Raw genomic sequence first — 21,062 nt, forward strand, 5'->3', positions numbered from 1 at the left:
ATTAAGCGCAAAGGTAAAGTTTTTCGTCCAGCTGGCCGTGGCCATTATGATTGTGAGCACGGGACTGAAAATGGACTTTTTCTCCGTACCGTTTTTAACGGAACGTTTAGAATTGGGATGGGTCGCTTACCCGCTGACTGTGTTATGGATCGTCGGTATTACGAACGCGATGAACCTGATTGACGGTTTGGACGGACTCGCTGCCGGCCTGTCGGTCATCGGACTCTCCACTATCGCCGTTATGGCGTTGTCCGGAGGGAAAATCCTTATTCTGTCACTTTCACTTGTCGTGATAGGAAGCACACTCGGATTTTTATTTTATAATTTTCACCCGGCAAAGATATTTATGGGAGATACCGGATCGCTCTTTCTCGGATACGTCATCTCAGTACTCTCATTATTAGGTCTTTATAAAAGTGTTACTTTATTCAGCATCATCATTCCGATCATCATTTTGGGCGTGCCGATTTTTGATACGACATTCGCCGTCATCAGACGGATTTTAAACAAACAGCCGATCTCAGCGCCTGATAAGTCACATATACACCACCGGCTGATGGCCTTCGGGCTGTCACACCGTACGGCTGTCATTATCATTTATTTAATCGGCTTTATTTTCAGCGTCAGTGCCATCCTGCTGAAAAGCGCGACCATATGGCTTTCGCTGTTTATTATTTTTGTATTGATTGTATTTATGCAAATCATAGCAGAGGTCACAGGGTTAGTAAATGAACAATTTAAACCATTTACCAAGTTTTACAAGAGATTGGTAAAGAAAAATTAAAAAGAGCAGATCATGCGAATGGTCTGCTTTTTTGTGGATTCTGCTATTCTCTTATTATATAAAAAAACCCGATCCTTCTCAAAGGATCGGGTTTACTCTTAATAGCCTGTTGTGCCGCCGGACTGTGTGCTGTCCGTACCGTTTGCACCGGCCGTACCGTTGGTTGAATCAGTCGTGCCGCTTGTTCCTGTGCTGCCGGAAGTTGAATCAGCCGTACCGCCTGTTCCTGTGCTGTCGGAAGTCGAATCAGTCGTACTGTCCGTTCCGGTGCTGTCAGAAGCAGGATCGGACGCCGTGCTGCTTCCGGACGGGTAATCCAGGTGTTTCTGCAATTCCTGCCGTACTTTTTCGAGATTGGTCGGATCGGGCTGGAAATAATACGTTCCGCCCGTAGACGCAGTTCCGCCGCCGCCTAAATATAAATCTGATCCTGTTATGGTCAGTGTATCAATCTTTTTGCTGGTAAAGCCGTTGTAAATCTGCTGAAGGGCGAGTCCTTCAGTGATTCGAATATTCGTTTGGACATTATTGCTTGCTGTTTCAGCGATTTTATCGATTTTAGCAATATTTCCAGCCTTAGACATTTGGTCGATCAGTGCATTTAGGATTTGCTTTTGGCGGTCATTACGGCCGAAGTCTCCGCGTTTATCCTGCTTTCTCATGCGTGCGTAAGCCAGAGCCTGCTCACCGTTCAAATGCATGTTTCCTTTCTTGAAGTAGATCCGTTTCTTTTTACTGACGTCACTCATCTCGTCGAAGTCAAAAGGCACTTTTACATTGACTCCGCCGACTTCATCAATAACATCCTTAAAACCGTTAAAATCGACAGTGACATACTTATCAATCGGTATGCCTAATAAGTCTTCGACGGTTGAGACGGTTTCATCCGCCCCGCCTTTAGCAAAAGCCGCATTGATTTTTGATTTTTTACCGGTTGTATCGCCGGCAAGCGTCACCCGCGTATCACGCGGAATACTCAGCATTTTCATTGTTTTATTTCTCGGATCAAGGGTAACGACAATAAGAGAGTCTGATCGTCCGCCTTTTCCGCTTGTGGCATAATTTTCGATCCCCATAAACAAAATGGAGAACGGTTTTTTCTTCATATCGATGACTTTATCCCGAAGTTTTGATTTGTCTCCGCGGGAAAGGGCATCATATGCATTATCTGCCGCATTGATCGTTTTGTATACTTTGTATCCGCCAAACCCGGCAGCGACTAACAAAACGAGGGTAAGCAGCAGCAAAATCCGTTTGAATATGATCTTTCGTTTGCTTTTCTTTTTCTTTCGAACACGCACTCTTACACGTTCAGCCATTACATTAGTCTCCTTTAGGGCTGACGTCTGTTTCTAAATACGTCAGTTCTCCCTCTGTATTCTTACTCTTGCCGTTCGTCAGTTCTGTCATCCATTTGATAAACGCTTCTTTGTCTTTTTCTTCAACGTACGTTTCAAATTCGACATGATCCGCATAATGGATATCTTTCAGTAAAAAAACTGACTCTCTCAGTTCGTTCTCTATCTTGCCGAGCCACGTATAATCCGCTGATGTATGCATAATCCGCATCAGCTTCCGCTCCGTAACTCCTATATGATTTAAGCCTTCAGACACTGACTTCCCATATGCACGAATCAATCCGCCTGCACCGAGCTTTATTCCGCCGAAATACCGGGTAACCACCGCGCAGGTATCTTTCAGACCGCGTTTTTTCAGCACTTCCAGCATGGGGACGCCGGCTGTGCCGCTTGGTTCTCCGTCATCATTCGCCTTTTGTATATGGTCGGTTTCGCCGATCAGATAAGCTGAGCAGTTATGAGTCGCATTCCAGTGCTGTTTTTTTATCTTTTGTATAAATTCCTGCGCTTCCTCTTCAGAAGCAGCACGGCTCAGGTGACAGATAAAACGCGATTTTTCAATCACAATCTCATGTTCACCCGTTTCTTTAACTGTTAAATAGCTGTGCAGCATGATTGCTGGACCCTCCTGACAAGCATTAAAAGACTTGTTTCTACAAATTCGAACAGACTTTAGAATTTTTGCGCATATTTTGGTATCATGAAAGAGTAAGATACTATATAAAAATGTTTTTTTCTAGAATATACGCATTCTTTCATTATAATTCGACATAAATTGCAGTTCAATTACATTTATAATAAAAATACATAACAACACCGTTACGGAGGGAGACAGATGAATAAATCGAAGATGGACTCCAAAGTTTTGGATTCTATACTTATGAAAATGCTGAAAACCGTGGACGGGAGCAAGGACGAGGTTTTTCAAATCGGAGAGCAGTCGCGCCAGCAATATGAGCAGCTGGTTGAAGAACTCAAACAGATCAAACAGCAGGTCTACGAAGTCATTGAGCTGGGCGACAAACTTGAAGTTCATACGCGGCACGCACGAAACCGCTTGTCTGAAGTAAGCAGAAATTTCCATAAGTTCAGCGAAGAAGAAATTCGCAACGCCTATGAAAAGGCGCACAAACTTCAAGTGGAACTGACGATGATCCAACAGCGTGAAAAGCAGCTGCGGGAGCGCAGAGATGATTTAGAACGCCGGCTTTTGGGGCTTCAGGAAATCATTGAACGGTCAGAATCTTTGGTCAGCCAAATAACCGTCGTTCTGAATTACCTGAATCAAGACCTTCGCCAAGTAGGGCTTCTTCTTGCCGATGCGCAGGCTAAACAAGATTTCGGTTTAAGAATCATTGAAGCCCAAGAGGAAGAAAGAAAAAGAGTTTCCAGAGAAATTCATGACGGTCCCGCGCAAATGCTGGCAAATGTCATGATGAGATCGGAATTAATTGAACGGATCTTCCGCGACCGCGGCACGGAGGACGGATTTCAGGAAATCAGAAATCTGCGGCAGAATGTGCGGAATGCCCTTTACGAAGTCAGAAGGATTATATATGATTTAAGACCGATGGCATTGGACGATCTCGGGCTGATTCCGACACTGAGAAAATATCTTTATACAACTGAAGAATACAACGGAAAGGTGAAAATACATTTTCAGTGTATCGGAGACACAGAGAACCAAAGGCTTGCCCCGCAATTTGAAGTGGCGCTTTTCCGTCTCGCTCAGGAAGCCGTCACAAATGCACTCAAGCATTCAGAATCAGAGGAAATTACAGTAAAAGTGGAAGTAACCGCTGATTTTGTCGTTCTCATCATTAAGGACAACGGAAAAGGCTTTGATATTAAGGATGCTAAACAAAAGAAAAACAAATCATTCGGCTTGCTGGGAATGAAAGAAAGAGTAGATCTGCTTGAAGGAACGATAACGATAGACTCTAAAATAGGTCTTGGGACATTTATCATGATTAAGGTTCCGTTATCTCTCGGCCTATAATTTGTTAAATAGAGCCAAAAGACATATTGACCGAACAGCGGCGTATATAGAACAATAGGATAAGGAGGCGTAGCGTGTGACTAAAGTAAATATTGTTATTATCGACGACCATCAACTATTCCGTGAGGGTGTAAAAAGAATATTGGATTTTGAACCTACCTTTGAAGTGGTAGCAGAAGGTGACGATGGAGATGAGGCGGCTCGAATCGTCGAGCATTATCATCCCGATGTTGTCATAATGGACATCAATATGCCGAATGTAAATGGAGTAGAGGCTACTAAACAGCTTGTTGAGCTGTACCCTGAATCTAAGGTGATTATCCTCTCCATCCATGATGATGAAAACTATGTGACTCATGCTTTAAAAACAGGTGCAAGAGGCTATCTCCTGAAAGAGATGGACGCAGATACTTTAATCGAAGCAGTGAAAGTGGTAGCCGAGGGCGGTTCTTACCTTCACCCGAAAGTAACCCACAATCTTGTCAACGAATTCCGCCGTCTTGCGACAAGCGGAGTTTCTGCTCATCCTCAGCATGAGGTTTACCCGGAAATCCGGAGACCATTACATATATTAACGAGACGGGAATGTGAAGTGCTGCAAATGCTTGCAGACGGAAAAAGCAACCGCGGAATCGGTGAATCATTGTTTATCAGTGAGAAAACAGTGAAAAACCACGTGAGTAATATTTTGCAGAAAATGAACGTTAATGACCGGACACAAGCCGTTGTCGTGGCCATTAAAAACGGCTGGGTAGAGATGCGTTAGCCATGTGTGAGAAGACTTGCCTGTTATGGCAAGTCTTTTTTTACAGCTGCATATCTATTAAAATACTTATTAAGTACTTAATAAGGCAGGTAAAGTGATGAAGATTGCAGTTGTAACAGACAGTACAGCATATATTCCGAAAGAGATGAGAGAAGAACATCATATTCATATGATCCCTCTCCAAGTGGTTTTCGGTGAAAAAACATTCCGCGAAGAAACAGAACTCGACTGGAGAAGTTTTTATAAAGAAGTAAAAAATCATGATGAGCTGCCGACTACGTCTCAGCCTTCTTTCGGTGAATTAATCGCATTGTACGAAGAACTGGGCAAAACATATGATGCAGTCATAAGCATACATTTGTCCAGCGGAATCAGCGGAACATATAACAGCGCCGCCTCGGCAAACACTATGGTTGATCATATTAAAGTTTATCCCTTTGATTCAGAGATCAGCTGTTTGGCACAAGGGTTTTATGCGTTAAAGGCAGCACAGCTCATTAAAGACGGTGTTGACTCACCGGAAGAGATTATAAAAGAGCTGGAAGAAATGAAAAAAACAGTCCGTGCGTATTTTATGGTGGACGATTTATCACACCTCCAGCGGGGCGGGCGTCTAAGCAGTGCTCAGGCTTTTATCGGCGGTCTGTTAAAGGTAAAGCCTATTCTTCATTTTGACAATAAGGTAATTGTTCCTTTTGAGAAGATTCGGACACGCAAAAAAGCGATTTCGAGAATTTTTGAGCTGTTTGGGGAGGATGCAAGTAAAGGAATCCCGATGCGGGCCGCTGTCATCCATGCAAACAGGGAAGAAGAAGCGGCGGCTATTATACAGGAGTTAAGCGGTAAATATCCTCATGTCGAATTCTATAACAGCTATTTCGGTGCCGTGATCGGAACCCATTTGGGCGAAGGCGCCATCGGAATCGGCTGGTGCTTTAAAAACTAAGTGAAAATCTCCGTTTTCAAGGGCGGAGATTTTTTTATTTTTTAATTTTCGCAATTCGACAAGTGGGTTCCCGACAAGGCATACTTTGAGCAGAAAGGAGGCAGGGAGATGTCCGAAGGTGCTTCAGAATTTTCAGAGGTGCGGGATTTCTTTTACGGCCGGCATTTATTGAGATCTGAGATACCGTTTTCAGACCAGCGCATTAAGCGTTTTACAGAAAAAGAATATATAACGGCCGAGCCGTCAATCATCCGCCGGAAAAACCGTTACGTCTGCCAACGATGCGGTCAGTCTGATCAAGCCTGCTTTGCGGCATTTTGGGCGCCCTCTGCCAAAAGGCAGATTACCTATTGCCGTGCCTGTGTCGTGATGGGAAGGGCTGATGAACTGACATCATTATATTCTTGGAATCAAGCCCATGAAAACAGCTGGGAGCCTGTAAAGCTTTCTTGGGAAGGAACACTGACAGACGGACAGAAGCGGGCGGCCGCCGCGCTTACAGATGCGATAAAAGAGAGACAAGAGCTGTTAGTATGGGCGGTTTGCGGATCGGGGAAAACAGAGATGCTGTTTCCGGGTATCGAGTTTGCGCTGAATCACGGTTTGCGCGTCTGTGTCGCGACTCCGCGTACAGATGTCGTACTTGAACTGCTGCCGAGACTGAAAAAAGCATTTGAGAAAGTCGAAGTTTCTGCTTTGTACGGCGGCAGCGAGGACAAAGGCCGTCTGACCCCGTTAATGATTTCAACCGCTCACCAGCTGATGCGCTACCGAGACATTTTTGATGTCATGATAATAGATGAAGTAGATGCGTTTCCTTTTTCAGCCGATGAGACATTAAGATTCGCTGTTGATAAAGCGAGGAAGAAAAACAGCGCCCTTGTTTATGTAACGGCAACTCCTTCAGACACATTAAAAAAGAAGGCTGAAGCCGGTTTGCTGAAAAGCGTCCGCATACCGGCCAGATATCATCGGAAACCCCTCCCGGAGCCGCGTTTTTTGTGGTGCGGCAATTGGAAGAAGAAGCTTCAGAAAGGAAAACTGCCGCGCTCTGTAACGGATTGGGTCCGCCAAAAACTTCAATCACAGCTGCCGGTTTTCTTATTCGTTCCGTCTGTACACGTATTGAAAAAGACAACGGATTATTTTCAGAAATTAAACATACGGGCAGAAGGCGTTCATGCGGAAGACACATTCAGAAAGGATAAAGTGAAACGGTTCAGAGACGGCCGGCTTGACCTGCTGGTAACGACTACGATTTTAGAAAGAGGGGTTACCGTGCCCAAAGTTCAGACATGTGTCCTCGGCGCAGAAGCACCTATCTTTACTGAGAGCGCGCTCGTACAGATCGCGGGCAGAACGGGAAGGCATTATAAACATTTCAGCGGTGATGTCGTCATGTTTCATTTCGGAATGACAAACGGAATGAAAAAAGCAAAAAAACATATAGAACATATGAACAAATTGGCACAAAAAAGTAAATTGTTGGACTAGTTAATTTCAGAAAACGTGATACAGTATACTCATACTTTCCTATGAGGAGCTGTCAGCATGCTTGTCAATTCAAAAGAAATCGTATTAAAGGAACTTCTCGACCGCCATATGTCTCAGCTTCATATGAAATGCACATGCCGGGTATGCAAAAATGATGTACTGGCACTTTCATTAAACCGGGCTGAGCCGGCATATGTTACAGATAAAAAGAAAGTTGCTTATGCAAAAGCAGAGATAGTTGATAAACAGAAAAATACGGCGCTGCTTGTCATTCTGGCTGAATCAGCGGCGATTGTTTCGGTTAATCCAAGCGAGTTCTGTGAAACTCGGGAAGGAGCGTAATATCTCTGAATTGTTTATTGTGTGACTCACCAATTTCAAGTTCATTGACTTGGAGATCTCTGTTTTCTCTGGCGCCCGAGCAAGAGATATGCAGCATATGCAGCAGCCAATTCGAAAAAATTGAAGGCCCCGTATGCAGTATATGCGGGAGGCCTCAGGAGTCAAATGAAAAATGCGCTGATTGTGCGGCCCGGGAATCAAAAACGGAAAAGCGCTTTTTGCTGCGGCAAAACCGTTCGGTATATTTATATAATGATGCGATGAAGGACTCATTGGCCCGTTTTAAATTCAGGGGTGATGCGAAAATCATTCAAGCATTTGAACGTGACTTTGCTGCCGGCTTTAAAGCGGCATATCCATCAAATACACATACTCTCATCCCTATTCCGCTGAGCGGCGAACGGCTGGCGGAACGCGGATTCAATCAATCCGAGCTGCTGGCCTCTCTGCTCGGAATGCCCGTCATTTCCCCCCTCATCCGACTGAACAACGAAAAACAATCCAAAAAGAGCAAAACAGACAGGCTGTCTGCAGAAAAAAAGTTTTCAGCAGCCGAAAACTCCGCCGAAGGTATGAACGTCATTTTAATAGATGATATTTATACGACGGGCGCCACACTTCACCAAGCCGCCGAAGTCCTGCTGACAGCGGGTAAAGCGTCATCGGTCTCCTCTTTTACTTTAATCAGGAGCTAAATCATTCTTTTTTTCTGCCGATATAATTGATAGAAATATAAGGCAGATTAAAGAAGGAATAGGAGTTAATACGATGGGTGAATTGGCGAATTGTCCAAAATGCAATGCTTTATTTTTTAAAACGAACCTGCAGACCGTGTGCCAGGCATGTATTAAAGAAGAAGAAAAAGCATTTGAAACCGTCTATAAATTTTTGAGAAAGCAGATCAACAGACAGTCGACGATGCAGCAGATCACTGAGGAAACAGGTGTGGATGAAGAGCTGATCCTCAAGTTTATCAAACAAAAAAGGATTCAGATCAGCCAGCTTCCGAATTTGGCATATCCTTGCGAAAGGTGCGGAAATCCAATCAGGACGGGGAAATTTTGCAAGTCCTGTCAGACAGATATTGAGTCGCAATTAGACCATATGAACCAAAAAACAGACGCTGAATTCGAAGAAAAAAACAGTACAAAAGACACATACTATGCCTATAATACCAAAAACACCTGATTCCCTAAACTAACTGATAACGCAGTCGATAAAAGAATTAGACTGCGAACAGAAAGCGAGAGGAATCCTATGAAAATCAATCAGTACGGAACACAATCCGTTAATCCATACCAAAAAAATTACGAAAAGCAAGCCGTACAAAAAGAGGCTGCAAAGCCGAAGGACAAAGTGGAAATTTCTTCTCATGCAAAAGAGCTTCAAAATGCGTCAGATGCGGTCACTAAAACACGTCAGGAAAAAATCGCTCAGCTTAAAGCGGATATAGAGAGCGGAACATATAAAATAGATTCAAACAGCATCGCTGAAAACATAGTAAATTTCTATAAAAAGCAATAAAAAGGAGAAAGCCAATGTCAGCAAAGCCAATTATTGATCAACTGAAGCGACTTTGCGCACTGCATGAACATCTGCTCACGCTGTCTGAGGAGAAAACGGAAGCGCTGAAAGCAGGTAAAACAAAAGAGCTCTCCAACATATTGACCAAAGAGCAAAAGTATATTCAGGCAATCGGGCAGACTGAGGAAGAACGAATCAGGTTAACTTCTCAGTTTCTCAGCCGCGGTGAGGACAATACAATTGCTGCATGCATCTCCAGAACTTCAGGCAGTGAAAAACAGGAGCTTGAAGGGTTATTTCACTCTTTGTCTGCGCTTCTTGACCGTCTGAAAGAAGTGAATGAGATGAACAAACAGCTCACGATTCAGGCTTTACAATTCATCTCCGGGGCATTCGATATGATCATGCCGGGTGAAAAAGAGAATATGAATTATAAAGAGCCGCAAGCGGCGCGCAAGCCTGTCAGCCGTTTGACATTATTCGATTCAAAAGCTTAGAACGGAGGATTTTCAATGCCATCGACTTTTATGGGGCTCGAAACAGCAAGGCGTGCATTGAGTGCGCAGCAGACTGCATTGAGCACAGTTTCAAATAACGTTGCAAATGCAAATACAGAAGGATATACGAGGCAGCGCGTCACATTACAATCGACGAGCCCTTATCCCGCAGTATCAAAAAACAGTGATCTGACGGCCGGCCAAATCGGAACAGGGGTTAAGGCCGGTTCAGTTGAGCGCGTCAGAGACAGTTTTTTAGACTATCAGTACAGAACTGAAAATACAAAATTAGGGTACTATACAGCCCGTTCCAATTCACTGTCGCAAATGGAAGGCGTCATGAAAGAGCTTGACGATAATGGATTAAACGGATCGCTCAGTTCGTTTTGGAATGCCCTTCAGGATCTGGCGACGAATCCGGAAAATACGGGAGCGCGCTCAGTTTTGCAGGAGCAGGGGAAATCTCTTGCCGAAAGTTTTAACTATATATCTACCTCTTTGACTAACATTCAGGGTGATATTAAAAAGAACCTGGATAACACAGCGGATCAGGTCAATTCCATTCTCAATCAGCTGAATGACCTTAACAATCAAATTGCAGCAGTTGAGCCGAGCGGTATGCTCCCTAATGATTTGTATGACCAAAGAGACAGATTGATTGATCAATTATCTTCTATGGCAAATATTAAAGTTTCATATAATAAGTCGGGCGGACATGCCTTGGCGACTGCTGAGGGCACGGTTAACGTCGAATTGCTGAACGGAAACAACAATTCTCTCGGTACGCTGCTCGACGGTAACACAAAAACAGTTTCAGAAATGAAAATCAACTACGACAAGGACAGCGGCCTCGTGTCGAGTGTGTCAGTCGGCAGCAGTACGGTCAATGCGGATGCATTTACCGGAAAAGGCTCACTCTTAGGTCTTATTGAATCATACGGCTATATGTCAAACGGAGAAGAAAAAGGTCTTTATCCTGAAATGCTGACGGCTCTTGACAATATGGCGCTGTCCTTTGCTGACGCGTTTAATGCAGTTCATGAAAAAGGGAAGACCTATACAGGCGAACAGGGTGCAGCATTTTTTGATTTCAGCGGTGGTGAAGCGGTGCCGGCAAAAGGTGCGGCAGCGAAAATAAAAGTCAGTGACAAAATCCTTGCGTCTACTGATAATATCGCAGCGTCGTTAAACGGAGAAAAAAGTGACGGCACAAACGCGACAAATCTTGCAGCCGTACAGAACAGCAAGCTGACTATTAACGGTGAAACCACTACAATTAATGACTTTTATGAATCCCTTATCGGAAAGCTGGGCGTTAATTCACAAAAAGCGGCCAATCTTATGAACAACTCTGAAAGCAACACCCTTTCAGCCGATGAACGGAGACAATCAGTCAGTGCAGTGTCTTTAGATGAAGAAATGACAAATATGATTCAGTTTCAGCACGCTTATAATGCGGCTGCGCGGATCATAACGATGCAAGATGAAATATTCGATAAAATTATTAACGGTATGGGCACCGGAGGAAGATAGGAGATAAGTAAATGAGAGTAACTCAAGGGATGATCGCAAAAAATTCTCTTCGATTTATCGGCTCAAGTTATGACAAGCTCGATCGGCTTCAGCAGCAAGTGTCTACGGGGAAAAAAATCACGAAAGCTTCTGATGATCCGGTCGTTGCAATGAAGGGAATGCAGTACCGTACTCAGCTTGCGCAGGTAAACCAGTATCAGCGGAATGTTTCGCAAGGCTTTACATGGCTGGAAAACTCGGAATCAAGCGTAAACTCGGAAACGGATATTATGGGGAAAATCCGGGACTTGATGGTTCAGGCGAAAAGTGACTCGAACGGTGAAACAGAATTGAAAGCAATCGGTACAGAAATCGGCCAGCTGAAAAAGCAGCTCGTTTCTGTCGCGAATACTCAGGTAAACGGACGTTATCTGTTTAACGGAACAAATTCAGATGTCCCGCCGATCACTGAAAATGCCGACGGCACATATACGTACAACTATGAGAATTATACAGGTGCTTCGGATGTTAACATCAACATCTCGAACGGAGCAGTGTTGAAAGTGAATTCTGATCCGAACTCAGCTTTCGGAGGCGTCGCACAAAATGGAGATAATGTTTTTGAATTTCTTAACTCCTTAGAAGCTTCTTTAAGCAAAGGCACGCTGTCCGAAGCAGATTCAGATCAAATTCTGTCAGATATTGACGGTTTTACTGATAAAATGAATGCTGAAAAATCCAATATCGGCGCACGCACAAACCGATTGGAACTCATTCAGACAAGATTGGAATCACAAGCGGCAACCGCTGAAAAAGTATTGTCCGATAATGAAGATGTAGAAATGGAAGATGTAATTGTTGATTATTTATCTCAACAGACGGTTCATAGAGCAGCGCTGTCAGTGAATGCGAATATCATTCAGCCGTCACTGATTGACTTCCTGAAATAATATAACTGACCGTCTTCAATATATAAAAAAGCGACTCACAACAGGGAGATCGCTTTTTTTACTAAAATACTATAAACAGGAGGGGTCTCTGTGCAGATGCCGAGATTGATTATTGACAGTGTGCCTGCTAAAATCGGTATAACCTTTCAAAAGGAAGAAATCGAGATGGAACAGCCGCCAGCTGACTTGGAAATCGAGCAGCCGCCGGCAGAGCTGAACATTGAAAGCACGCCGGCCAAACTGACGATTGACCAGACGAGGGCGTGGGAGAACTTGAATCTCAAATCATTTGAAAAGCTGAACGCTGAAGCCGCCCAGAAAGGTGCGGAAGCCTGCAGCGAGTTTATCGCAAAAACAGTCAGGGAAGGGAAGGAAATGGCGGCTATCGAAAAGAAAACGGGCAATGTGATGGCCCGGCAGGCAGCAGATGTCAGACCGCCCGATCCATTCGGCGAATTCAGCGACTTTCTGCCTGCGCAGTTTCTCGTCGACATTGACTGCATTCCTTCAAAGCTTACGATTGATATTGAAGCCCGCAAACCTTCAATTGAAGCAGCCGTCAATAAACCTGTATGGAATTATACGCCGGGGAAAGTTCAGATTGATATGATGCAAGACCCTAAGGTGACGATTTCGGTTGATGATGGCAACGCAGAATAAAAGATGAAAGTGGTAAAGGATTGTGAAGCATGATAATTAAAACAAAATATCACGGAGAAATCAGAATAGACGAAGGGCAGATTATCTCATTTGAAAACGGCCTGCCGGGATTTAATGACGAGACTCAATTTGTTGTTCTTCCTTTGTCGGAAGATTCACCGTTTTTGGCGCTGCAGTCTGTGAAACAGGAGCACATCGCCTTTATTGTCGCCAGTCCGTTTATTTTCTTTAAAGGGTACGAATTTGACATTGACCATGCGACGCTTGAGCTTTTGCACATTGAAGATATAGAGGACGTCGAAGTGATGGCGATTTTAACGCTGGAAGAGCCTTTTGAAAACACGACCGCCAATTTAAAAGCGCCGATTATCGTCAATAAAAAGGAAATGAAGGCGAAACAAATCATTTTACATGATGCTTCCTATGAAACAAAACATCTGATAGGAGGAGGATCATGCTAGTTCTCTCAAGAAAAGTGAATGAATCCATTCAGATCGGGCCGGATATTGAAATAAAGGTGATCGCCATCGAAGGAGAACAAGTAAAGCTGGGAATTGAAGCGCCTCAGCACGTAGATATTCACAGGAAAGAAATCTACTTGTCGATCCTGGAAGAGAACAACAGAGCTGTATCTTTTAATACTGATTTATTACTTAACCTATCCTCACAAAAAAAGTGAGGATTTTTTTATTTTCAATATAAACAATAGAAACGGCCGTCCGATATATATAGTGTAGCCAATGAGAGGAAAAATTTTCTTCAGAATGACGCTGCGCAAATGCACAAGGACGTGCGAAAAACAATTCAGGGAGGAAATACAAAATGAGAATCAACCACAATATCGCGGCTCTTAACACTAGCCGTCAGCTGAATGCAGGTTCAAACTCTGCTGCAAAAAACATGGAAAAATTATCTTCAGGTCTTCGCATCAACCGCGCTGGTGATGACGCTGCGGGTCTTGCGATCTCTGAAAAAATGCGTTCTCAAATCCGCGGTTTAGACATGGCGTCTAAAAACGCTCAAGACGGAATCTCTCTTATCCAAACATCTGAGGGTGCATTGAACGAAACTCACAGCATTCTTCAGCGTATGAGCGAGCTTGCTACACAAGCGGCAAACGATACAAACACTGATTCTGACCGTTCTGAGCTTCAAAAAGAGATGGACCAATTAGCGTCTGAAGTAACAAGAATCTCTACTGACACTGAGTTCAATACGAAGAAACTTCTTGACGGAACTGCGCAAAACCTTACGTTCCAAATCGGAGCTAACGAAGGCCAAACAATGAGCCTGTCTATCAATAAAATGGACTCTGAAAGCCTGAAAGTTGGTACGACTTATACTGTATCTGGTGATCAAAATACACTTACAGCAACTGACGGAAGCACTGCTACTTGGGCGGATGCAGACGATGCTACAAATAAACCAGCTGGTTATTACGATGCTGGCGGTAAAGTTATTGCATCTGAAAAATTAGCTGCAGATTCTAAAGTAACAAAAGGTATCGACATCTCATCTTCAGCTAAAGCTGCGTCTTCAGCTCTTACAACAATCAAAACAGCTATCGACACAGTATCTAGCGAGCGCGCTAAACTTGGTGCGGTTCAAAACCGTTTAGAGCACACAATCAACAACCTTGGTACTTCTTCTGAGAACCTGACTTCTGCTGAATCACGTATCCGTGACGTAGACATGGCTTCTGAGATGATGGAGTACACGAAAAACAACATCCTTACTCAGGCTTCTCAAGCTATGCTTGCGCAAGCTAACCAACAGCCTCAGCAAGTTCTTCAATTGCTTAAAGGTTAATGACGGAAAGATCCTGGTTCTCCAGGGTCTTTTTTTATTTCTTCAGCTATTTTCCCCTTCATCATGCCAAAGAACCCTATTGACAAAATGAAACATTATATTTTGCAGTTAAATTATTGAAAACCTTTTAATATGACCGATATAAGAATAAGATCATACATTTATGGAGCTGTGATATGATAAACAGTCGGAAACTCACTGTTGTCATAGAGCCGTCTACGACTAAACGCCGAAAAGGAGAGGGTACATATGGTCACAAGAATCACAGGCCTTAATTCCGGTCTTGATGTAGATTCTCTGGTAAAAAAACTGATGGATGCCGAAAAGCAGCCGCTTAATAAATTAAACCAGCAAAAGCAGACGCTTGAATGGAAGCGCGATGCTTATCGGGAAGTGAATACCCAGATTGCCGACATGTATTCTACTACATTTAATAATATGCTGATGTCCACAAACTGGAATAAAAAAACAGTAACAAGTTCGGATTCCAGTGTCAGCGCGGTGGCTGTCAGTGCTGAACAGAATATTTCAACGAGCATGTCTGTACAGCAGCTGGCCACACCGACGACTTATAAATCATCAGGGGCCATCAATTTCACTTCAGGTCAGAGCCAAACATTGAAATTCAATGTCACAAATCCGGGTGAAACGAAGCCGACTGAGGTAAACGTCACGATCGCCGCAACCGATACGATTGACGATGTCATTTCTAAACTGAACAGCTCAGGCCTTGGGGTGACGGCTTTAAAAGAGAAAATTTCCAACGGCACGGATTATGTGGATACGATTGCGTTCACTTCCAATAAAACGGGGGAAGGATTTACCCTTTCAGCAGGTGATGACGCAACCAAAAGCTTTCTGAAAGATCAGCTCGGTTTTGCCGTTGATGATGCAACAAATGAACTGACGGCCAATGCCGAAGGGAAAAACGCGAAGTTTACGTTCAACGGGCTTGAAATGACAAAAACGTCCAATAACTTTACGATCAACGGCATCAAATACACGCTGAACAGCGTGACGGACAGCAATAAAACGGTTACGATTAACAGCACGACTGATACGGACGGCATTTTTGACAACATTAAAGATTTCGTTGATAAATACAATACGTTAATTAAAAGTGTAAACGAGAAGGCGTCGGAATCAAAATACCGTGATTATAAGCCGCTAACCGATGAACAAAGAGAAGCGATGACCGATAAGCAGATTGAGCAGTGGGAAGCAAAGGCCAAAAGCGGTTTATTACGGAGCGACAGCACGCTGCAGAACGGTTTGGCGGAGATGCGGCTTGATCTGTACTCAACGGTTACGATTGACGGGAAAAAATATCAGCTTGCAGATTTCGGAATTGAGACGTCTGATAGTTATACGGATCAAGGAAAGCTTGTCATTAAAGACGAAGCGAAACTGAAACAGAAAATTACCGAGAATCCTGCTCTCGTGGCTAAACTGTTTAATGCAGACAGCCCTGATACAGCGAAAACCAAAAACCCGGAGGAACAGGGGATTGCCCGGAGATTAAAAGACACATTAAACAAAATGCAGATTCAAATTTCAAAACAGGCGGGTACGGAAAGCTCGGTATCAACCAGCTTTGCCATCGGAAAAAGCCTGGATGAAATAGAAACAAATATTTCCAATATGAAAACGAAGCTGGATGACATCGAGACGAGATATTATAAAAAGTTCAGCGCACTGGATACGGCATTGGAGAAATTGAACAGCCAATCTTCATATCTCACGTCAATGTTAGGATCTTCAACATCATAACCTTGGAGGTTTTATAAAAATGGCAATAAATAATCCTTTTGCTGCTTATCAGCAGACATCCGTCTTTACAGCCGCTCCGGAAGAGCTGACCCTTATGCTTTATAACGGCTGCCTGCGATTCATTAAGCTGGCCAGGCAGGCGATGAAGCAAAACAACCTTGAAGCCAAAAATGAAAATATCGTAAAGGCGCAAAACATCATTCAAGAGCTCAGCATCACGTTAAACCGGGAGATTGAGATTTCTGAACAGATGTCATCCATTTATGATTACATCCGCCGCCGGCTGATCGACGCGAACGTGCAGAATAACGGAGAATTTTTAGATGAAGCGGAAAAACTCGTTACTGAATTTCGCGACACGTGGAAGCAGGCCATGCAGAGTGAACGGAAAAACAGCCATGGCGCGGGCGGCCTTGCCTGATGAACAGCAATGTCTTTTCTTTGTATAACGAAACGAAGAACATGTACGCCGCACTGAAGGACGCCCCGGAAAGCGACGGTCTTATCAGCAGCGTTACGGCATTTACGGAGAAAAGGGAGGAGATGCTTGCGGGCATAAAGCCGCCTTTTTCCGAAGAAGAAAAAACGCTGCTTCAGCAGGTGGCCGCGATGGACCGTCTGATTACCGGCGAAGTGAAACGGATTCAGGATGGTATCCGAAATGAAATAAAAACGCTTAAGAAAAAACGAATCTACCATAATACGTATTTCAATCCGTATCATCAAACGACAAGTGACGGCCGTTATTACGACAAACGCAAATAGGTGAGTGTTTTGAGAAGTTTGAACGATTACCATTTGGTGTCAGCCTATTACCAGCTTCTTTTTACGATTGATGAGGGGCTTTGCTACCTGTTGGACACGCAGGATGATTTTTTTAAGACGGAGGGCGAGCGGATTTACAACGATTTGATTCAGGCTTTTTTTCATCTCGATTCCTCTCATGCGCTTCTGCTGTCTATCATTGAGTGCCGATGCGTGGAGACGGCGATCCGCTCATTTGACGAGATCTTTCAGGATTTCAGCATGTTAAATGATTATGATTTCCCGTCCGCCCCTTTTCAGGAGTTTTTAAAAACCATCTTTCTGCCGCATTATAAGCTATGGATGGAGCAGACGCACGACTGCATCAAACCGTATGTTCTTCACTAGACCTGCTGCAAGCGGCAGGTCTTTTGCCTGCGTCCTCCGCATATACTTATAATCCTGGCGGAAGCTGCCGGATAAAACCGACACCATTCGTCATCGTTCACCGAATTTACACATTATTTTAACGTTTCAGCAGGGATCAGAAGGGGTAAAAGAGAAATAGTTACATATCCTTAGATAAAGGGAGGCGTTCTTTGATGAACTACAATATCAGAGGAGAAAACATTGAGGTTACACCTGCGTTAAAGGATCATGTGGAGAGAAAAATCGGCAAGCTGGAGCGATATTTCGAGCAGAGCGTCAATGCCGATGTGAACGTCAACTTAAAATTCTATAATGATAAGGAATCTAAAGTTGAAGTCACCATTCCGATGACTGATCTGGCGCTTCGTTCCGAAGTGCATAACGAGGATATGTACAATGCAATTGATCTCGCAACAAACAAGCTGGAACGTCAAATCCGAAAGCACAAAACAAAAGTCAACCGAAAATTCCGCGACCAGGGTCTTCCGAAACATTATTTCGAGAACGGCAGCGCTGCTGATACGGGCGTAGCGGTTCAGGACGAAATTGAAGATGACAGCCCGGAAATTGTCCGTCAAAAGCGTTTTAATTTAAAACCGATGGATAATGAAGAAGCGATTCTCCAAATGAATATGCTCGGACATAATTTCTTCGTATTCACCAACGCGGAGACGAATCTCACAAACGTCGTTTACCGCAGAAATGACGGCAAATACGGATTAATTGAACCGACTGAATAAACCCATCCAGCCTTCCGTGAACGCGCGGAAGGTTTTTCTCTATCTTTACCTGCAAATTCTTTGGAAATAGCAAAAGGTATGTTATGATAATGAGAGGTATACATGGACAGAAAATTATCATTTATTCCATGCAAAATCTGCATGTGAACATAGAGGAGCGTTATAGATGCTTGGGATTTTAAATAAAATGTTTGATCCGACCAAACGTGCGCTGAACAAATACGAAAAAATAGCAAATGACATTGATGCCGTAAGAGGAGATTATGAAAATCTCTCTGACGAGGCGCTTAAACATAAAACGGCAGAATTTAAAGAGCGGCTTGAAAAAGGGGAAACGACGGATGACCTTCTTGTCGAAGCGTTTGCCGTCGTTCGTGAAGCTTCCCGCCGCGTAACCGGCATGTTCCCGTTTAAAGTGCAGCTGATGGGGGGCATCGCCCTTCATGAGGGGAACATTTCCGAAATGAAAACAGGGGAAGGGAAAACGCTGACGTCCACGCTTCCCGTGTATTTAAATGCGTTGACGGGAAAAGGCGTTCACGTCGTAACGGTCAACGAATATCTGGCGAGCCGTGATGCCCAGCAAATGGGAGAGATTTTTGCGTTTCTCGGGCTTACAGTCGGCCTGAACCTGAATTCGATGTCAAAAGACGAAAAACGCGAAGCTTACGCAGCCGATATCACGTATTCAACGAACAATGAACTCGGCTTTGATTATTTGCGTGACAACATGGTGCTCTATAAAGAACAAATGGTGCAGCGCCCGCTTCATTTTGCCGTTATTGATGAAGTCGATTCAATTTTAGTCGATGAAGCGAGAACGCCATTGATTATTTCCGGACAAGCTCAGAAGTCCACAAAACTGTACGTGCAGGCAAATGCGTTTGTCCGCACACTCAAGAAAGATCAGGATTATACGTATGACGTCAAAACGAAGGGCGTTCAGCTGACGGAAGAAGGAATGACGAAGGCTGAAAAAACGTTCGGCATCGACAACCTGTTTGATGTCAAAAACGTGGCCTTGAACCACCATATCAACCAGGCTTTAAAAGCCCATGCGGCGATGCAGAAAGACGTGGATTATGTTGTTGAGGACGGCCAGGTCGTCATCGTTGATTCCTTCACCGGCCGTCTGATGAAAGGACGCCGCTACAGCGAAGGTCTTCACCAGGCAATTGAGGCGAAAGAAGGCCTGGAGATTCAAAATGAAAGCATGACATTGGCGACGATTACGTTCCAAAACTATTTCCGTATGTACGAAAAGCTTGCGGGTATGACCGGTACCGCAAAAACGGAAGAGGAAGAATTCCGCAATATTTATAACATGCAGGTTGTATCCATCCCGACCAACCAGCCGGTCATCCGTGACGACCGTCCGGACTTGATCTACCGCTCAATGGAAGGGAAATTCAAGGCGGTGGCGGAGGATGTCGCCCAGCGCTACATGACCGGACAGCCGGTTCTTGTCGGTACGGTTGCCGTTGAAACGTCTGAATTGATTTCTAAACTTCTGAAAAACAAAGGGATTCCGCATCAGGTGCTGAATGCCAAAAACCATGAGCGTGAAGCTCAGATTATTGAAGAAGCGGGACAAAAAGGCGCTGTCACGATTGCGACCAACATGGCGGGACGCGGAACCGACATTAAACTTGGCGAAGGCGTAAAAGAGCTTGGCGGCCTTGCAGTCGTCGGTACGGAACGCCACGAATCCCGCCGAATTGACAATCAGCTCCGCGGACGTTCAGGACGTCAGGGAGACCCGGGCATCACACAATTTTATCTTTCAATGGAAGATGAATTGATGCGCCGTTTCGGAGCTGAACGGACGATGGCGATGCTTGACCGGTTCGGTATGGATGACTCCACGCCGATTCAGAGCAAAATGGTGTCACGCGCTGTGGAATCATCTCAAAAACGTGTCGAAGGAAACAACTTTGATTCACGTAAACAGCTTCTTCAATATGACGACGTGCTCCGTCAGCAGCGCGAAGTCATTTACAAGCAGCGTTTTGAAGTCATTGACTCTGAAAACCTGCGTGACATTGTGGAAGGCATGATCAAGTCTTCTCTGGAGCGTGCGATTGCGGCTTATACGCCGAAAGAGGAGCTTCCGGAAGAATGGAATCTTGACGGCCTCGTGGAGCTGGTGAATTCAACGTATCTTGATGAAGGCGCACTTGAAAAGAGCGATATCTTCGGAAAAGAACCGGATGAAATGCATGAGATGATCATGGACCGCATCATGACAAAATATAATGAAAAAGAAGAGAATTTCGGCACAGAGCAGATGCGTGAATTTGAAAAAGTCATCGTATTGCGTGCCGTTGATTCAAAATGGATGGATCATATTGATGCGATGGATCAGCTGCGTCAAGGGATTCACCTCCGCGCTTATGCGCAGACAAATCCGCTGCGTGAATATCAAATGGAAGGTTTCGCAATGTTTGAGCACATGATTGAGTCCATTGAGGACGAAGTTGCGAAATTCGTCATGAAGGCCGAGATTGAAAGCAATCTGGAACGCGAAGAAGTTGTTCAGGGCCAAACGACGGCTCATCAGCCGCAGGACGGCGATGAGGCCAAACAAGCGAAAAAAGCGCCGGTGCGCAAAGTTGTGGATATCGGACGCAACGCGCCTTGCCATTGCGGCAGCGGAAAAAAATATAAAAATTGCTGCGGCCGGACAGAATAGTCTCGACTGTATGAAGCGAACATGACCGGGTCTGCGTCTTATGGCG

The 21,062-nt window shown here is 44.3% G+C and carries 24 protein-coding genes; 22 read left to right on the plus strand and 2 right to left on the minus strand.

Annotated features, from left to right (window positions below):
- On the plus strand, nucleotides 1–784 hold a 784-nt coding region (locus BGM27_RS12595), incomplete at its 5' end, for an MraY family glycosyltransferase (RefSeq protein ID WP_217031268.1).
- Nucleotides 785–882: 98 nt separating this feature from the next.
- On the opposite strand, the gene BGM27_RS12600 is transcribed toward BGM27_RS12595, so the two are convergent.
- Nucleotides 883–2,103, minus strand: a complete 1,221-nt coding sequence (locus tag BGM27_RS12600; RefSeq protein WP_007407486.1) for an LCP family protein — start codon at nucleotides 2,101–2,103, stop codon at nucleotides 883–885.
- Nucleotides 2,104–2,107: 4 nt separating this feature from the next.
- Nucleotides 2,108–2,755: a YigZ family protein gene (locus tag BGM27_RS12605; protein ID WP_007407485.1), complete on the minus strand. Its 648-nt coding sequence runs from the start codon at nucleotides 2,753–2,755 to the stop codon at nucleotides 2,108–2,110.
- Nucleotides 2,756–2,977: 222 nt separating this feature from the next.
- On the opposite strand from BGM27_RS12605, the gene degS reads away from it, so the two are divergent.
- The 21 genes from degS (at nucleotide 2,978) to secA (ending at nucleotide 21,016) form a co-directional block, all read left to right on the plus strand.
- A complete protein-coding gene (degS, locus tag BGM27_RS12610; RefSeq protein ID WP_007407484.1) occupies nucleotides 2,978–4,141 on the plus strand; it encodes a two-component sensor histidine kinase DegS in 1,164 nt (387 codons plus the stop codon).
- 76 nt (nucleotides 4,142–4,217) lie between these two features.
- On the plus strand, nucleotides 4,218–4,907 hold the full coding sequence (gene degU, locus BGM27_RS12615; RefSeq protein WP_003219701.1) for a two-component system response regulator DegU: 690 nt from the start codon (nucleotides 4,218–4,220) through the stop codon (nucleotides 4,905–4,907).
- A 97-nt stretch (nucleotides 4,908–5,004) separates the two neighbouring features.
- Nucleotides 5,005–5,853 carry a DegV family protein gene (locus BGM27_RS12620; protein WP_007407483.1) on the plus strand — a complete coding sequence of 283 codons (849 nt, stop codon included), beginning with the start codon at nucleotides 5,005–5,007 and terminating at the stop codon, nucleotides 5,851–5,853.
- A gap of 108 nt (nucleotides 5,854–5,961) precedes the next feature.
- The gene (locus tag BGM27_RS12625) at nucleotides 5,962–7,347 is read left to right on the plus strand and encodes an ATP-dependent helicase ComFA (RefSeq protein WP_007407482.1); all 1,386 of its coding nucleotides are present in this window, start codon (nucleotides 5,962–5,964) and stop codon (nucleotides 7,345–7,347) included.
- 57 nt (nucleotides 7,348–7,404) lie between these two features.
- The gene (gene comFB / locus BGM27_RS12630; protein WP_007407481.1) at nucleotides 7,405–7,689 is read left to right on the plus strand and encodes a late competence protein ComFB; all 285 of its coding nucleotides are present in this window, start codon (nucleotides 7,405–7,407) and stop codon (nucleotides 7,687–7,689) included.
- 5 nt (nucleotides 7,690–7,694) lie between these two features.
- Complete coding sequence (locus BGM27_RS12635; protein ID WP_197061611.1) at nucleotides 7,695–8,384, plus strand: phosphoribosyltransferase family protein; 690 nt, start codon at nucleotides 7,695–7,697, stop codon at nucleotides 8,382–8,384.
- Between the two features lie 73 nt (nucleotides 8,385–8,457).
- On the plus strand, nucleotides 8,458–8,877 hold the full coding sequence (locus BGM27_RS12640) for a TIGR03826 family flagellar region protein (RefSeq protein ID WP_007407479.1): 420 nt from the start codon (nucleotides 8,458–8,460) through the stop codon (nucleotides 8,875–8,877).
- Between the two features lie 69 nt (nucleotides 8,878–8,946).
- Nucleotides 8,947–9,213 (plus strand): flagellar biosynthesis anti-sigma factor FlgM, encoded by a 267-nt coding sequence (gene flgM / locus BGM27_RS12645; protein WP_003151393.1) that lies wholly within the window; start codon nucleotides 8,947–8,949, stop codon nucleotides 9,211–9,213.
- Between the two features lie 14 nt (nucleotides 9,214–9,227).
- Nucleotides 9,228–9,710: a flagellar protein FlgN gene (locus tag BGM27_RS12650; RefSeq protein ID WP_003151394.1), complete on the plus strand. Its 483-nt coding sequence runs from the start codon at nucleotides 9,228–9,230 to the stop codon at nucleotides 9,708–9,710.
- A 15-nt stretch (nucleotides 9,711–9,725) separates the two neighbouring features.
- A complete protein-coding gene (flgK, locus tag BGM27_RS12655; protein WP_007407478.1) occupies nucleotides 9,726–11,243 on the plus strand; it encodes a flagellar hook-associated protein FlgK in 1,518 nt (505 codons plus the stop codon).
- Between the two features lie 11 nt (nucleotides 11,244–11,254).
- On the plus strand, nucleotides 11,255–12,172 hold the full coding sequence (flgL, locus tag BGM27_RS12660) for a flagellar hook-associated protein FlgL (protein ID WP_007407477.1): 918 nt from the start codon (nucleotides 11,255–11,257) through the stop codon (nucleotides 12,170–12,172).
- A 90-nt stretch (nucleotides 12,173–12,262) separates the two neighbouring features.
- Nucleotides 12,263–12,832 carry a DUF6470 family protein gene (locus BGM27_RS12665; RefSeq protein ID WP_007407476.1) on the plus strand — a complete coding sequence of 190 codons (570 nt, stop codon included), beginning with the start codon at nucleotides 12,263–12,265 and terminating at the stop codon, nucleotides 12,830–12,832.
- Nucleotides 12,833–12,861: 29 nt separating this feature from the next.
- On the plus strand, nucleotides 12,862–13,293 hold the full coding sequence (gene fliW, locus BGM27_RS12670; protein WP_007407475.1) for a flagellar assembly protein FliW: 432 nt from the start codon (nucleotides 12,862–12,864) through the stop codon (nucleotides 13,291–13,293).
- On the plus strand, nucleotides 13,287–13,511 hold the full coding sequence (csrA, locus tag BGM27_RS12675) for a carbon storage regulator CsrA (RefSeq protein WP_003151402.1): 225 nt from the start codon (nucleotides 13,287–13,289) through the stop codon (nucleotides 13,509–13,511). Before fliW ends, csrA begins: the two co-directional genes overlap by 7 nt.
- 143 nt (nucleotides 13,512–13,654) lie before the next feature.
- Nucleotides 13,655–14,641 carry a flagellin N-terminal helical domain-containing protein gene (locus BGM27_RS12680; RefSeq protein WP_007407474.1) on the plus strand — a complete coding sequence of 329 codons (987 nt, stop codon included), beginning with the start codon at nucleotides 13,655–13,657 and terminating at the stop codon, nucleotides 14,639–14,641.
- Between the two features lie 249 nt (nucleotides 14,642–14,890).
- The gene (locus BGM27_RS12685) at nucleotides 14,891–16,411 is read left to right on the plus strand and encodes a flagellar hook-associated protein 2 (protein WP_007407473.1); all 1,521 of its coding nucleotides are present in this window, start codon (nucleotides 14,891–14,893) and stop codon (nucleotides 16,409–16,411) included.
- A gap of 19 nt (nucleotides 16,412–16,430) precedes the next feature.
- Complete coding sequence (gene fliS, locus BGM27_RS12690) at nucleotides 16,431–16,832, plus strand: flagellar export chaperone FliS (protein WP_003151407.1); 402 nt, start codon at nucleotides 16,431–16,433, stop codon at nucleotides 16,830–16,832.
- Nucleotides 16,832–17,176 (plus strand): flagella biosynthesis regulatory protein FliT, encoded by a 345-nt coding sequence (fliT, locus tag BGM27_RS12695; protein WP_007407472.1) that lies wholly within the window; start codon nucleotides 16,832–16,834, stop codon nucleotides 17,174–17,176. The genes fliS and fliT overlap by 1 nt, the downstream gene beginning before the upstream one ends.
- Nucleotides 17,177–17,185: 9 nt before the next feature.
- Nucleotides 17,186–17,563: a DUF8042 domain-containing protein gene (locus tag BGM27_RS12700; RefSeq protein ID WP_003151412.1), complete on the plus strand. Its 378-nt coding sequence runs from the start codon at nucleotides 17,186–17,188 to the stop codon at nucleotides 17,561–17,563.
- A gap of 194 nt (nucleotides 17,564–17,757) precedes the next feature.
- Nucleotides 17,758–18,324: a ribosome hibernation-promoting factor, HPF/YfiA family gene (gene hpf / locus BGM27_RS12705; protein WP_007407470.1), complete on the plus strand. Its 567-nt coding sequence runs from the start codon at nucleotides 17,758–17,760 to the stop codon at nucleotides 18,322–18,324.
- 166 nt (nucleotides 18,325–18,490) lie between these two features.
- The gene (secA, locus tag BGM27_RS12710; protein WP_007407469.1) at nucleotides 18,491–21,016 is read left to right on the plus strand and encodes a preprotein translocase subunit SecA; all 2,526 of its coding nucleotides are present in this window, start codon (nucleotides 18,491–18,493) and stop codon (nucleotides 21,014–21,016) included.
- Nucleotides 21,017–21,062: the final 46 nt, after the last annotated feature.

Source organism: Bacillus sp. FJAT-27001 (assembly GCF_019039175.1).
In the GTDB taxonomy this organism is placed as follows: Bacteria; Bacillota; Bacilli; order Bacillales; family Bacillaceae; genus Bacillus; species Bacillus velezensis.

What these genes read in the sequence shown, in the direction of transcription:
- fliW (WP_007407475.1), top strand. Translation starts at nt 12,862, where the DNA reads ATGATAATTAAAACAAAATATCACGGAGAAATCAGAATAGACGAAGGG.
- BGM27_RS12650 (WP_003151394.1), top strand. Translation starts at nt 9,228, where the DNA reads ATGTCAGCAAAGCCAATTATTGATCAACTGAAGCGACTTTGCGCACTG.
- flgK (WP_007407478.1), top strand. Translation starts at nt 9,726, where the DNA reads ATGCCATCGACTTTTATGGGGCTCGAAACAGCAAGGCGTGCATTGAGT.
- BGM27_RS12685 (WP_007407473.1), top strand. Translation starts at nt 14,891, where the DNA reads ATGGTCACAAGAATCACAGGCCTTAATTCCGGTCTTGATGTAGATTCT.
- flgM (WP_003151393.1), top strand. Translation starts at nt 8,947, where the DNA reads ATGAAAATCAATCAGTACGGAACACAATCCGTTAATCCATACCAAAAA.
- flgL (WP_007407477.1), top strand. Translation starts at nt 11,255, where the DNA reads ATGAGAGTAACTCAAGGGATGATCGCAAAAAATTCTCTTCGATTTATC.
- BGM27_RS12640 (WP_007407479.1), top strand. Translation starts at nt 8,458, where the DNA reads ATGGGTGAATTGGCGAATTGTCCAAAATGCAATGCTTTATTTTTTAAA.
- fliS (WP_003151407.1), top strand. Translation starts at nt 16,431, where the DNA reads ATGGCAATAAATAATCCTTTTGCTGCTTATCAGCAGACATCCGTCTTT.
- fliT (WP_007407472.1), top strand. Translation starts at nt 16,832, where the DNA reads ATGAACAGCAATGTCTTTTCTTTGTATAACGAAACGAAGAACATGTAC.
- BGM27_RS12605 (WP_007407485.1), bottom strand. Translation starts at nt 2,755, where the DNA reads ATGCTGCACAGCTATTTAACAGTTAAAGAAACGGGTGAACATGAGATT.
- comFB (WP_007407481.1), top strand. Translation starts at nt 7,405, where the DNA reads ATGCTTGTCAATTCAAAAGAAATCGTATTAAAGGAACTTCTCGACCGC.
- hpf (WP_007407470.1), top strand. Translation starts at nt 17,758, where the DNA reads ATGAACTACAATATCAGAGGAGAAAACATTGAGGTTACACCTGCGTTA.
- BGM27_RS12600 (WP_007407486.1), bottom strand. Translation starts at nt 2,103, where the DNA reads ATGGCTGAACGTGTAAGAGTGCGTGTTCGAAAGAAAAAGAAAAGCAAA.
- csrA (WP_003151402.1), top strand. Translation starts at nt 13,287, where the DNA reads ATGCTAGTTCTCTCAAGAAAAGTGAATGAATCCATTCAGATCGGGCCG.
- secA (WP_007407469.1), top strand. Translation starts at nt 18,491, where the DNA reads ATGCTTGGGATTTTAAATAAAATGTTTGATCCGACCAAACGTGCGCTG.
- BGM27_RS12680 (WP_007407474.1), top strand. Translation starts at nt 13,655, where the DNA reads ATGAGAATCAACCACAATATCGCGGCTCTTAACACTAGCCGTCAGCTG.
- BGM27_RS12625 (WP_007407482.1), top strand. Translation starts at nt 5,962, where the DNA reads ATGTCCGAAGGTGCTTCAGAATTTTCAGAGGTGCGGGATTTCTTTTAC.
- BGM27_RS12620 (WP_007407483.1), top strand. Translation starts at nt 5,005, where the DNA reads ATGAAGATTGCAGTTGTAACAGACAGTACAGCATATATTCCGAAAGAG.
- degS (WP_007407484.1), top strand. Translation starts at nt 2,978, where the DNA reads ATGAATAAATCGAAGATGGACTCCAAAGTTTTGGATTCTATACTTATG.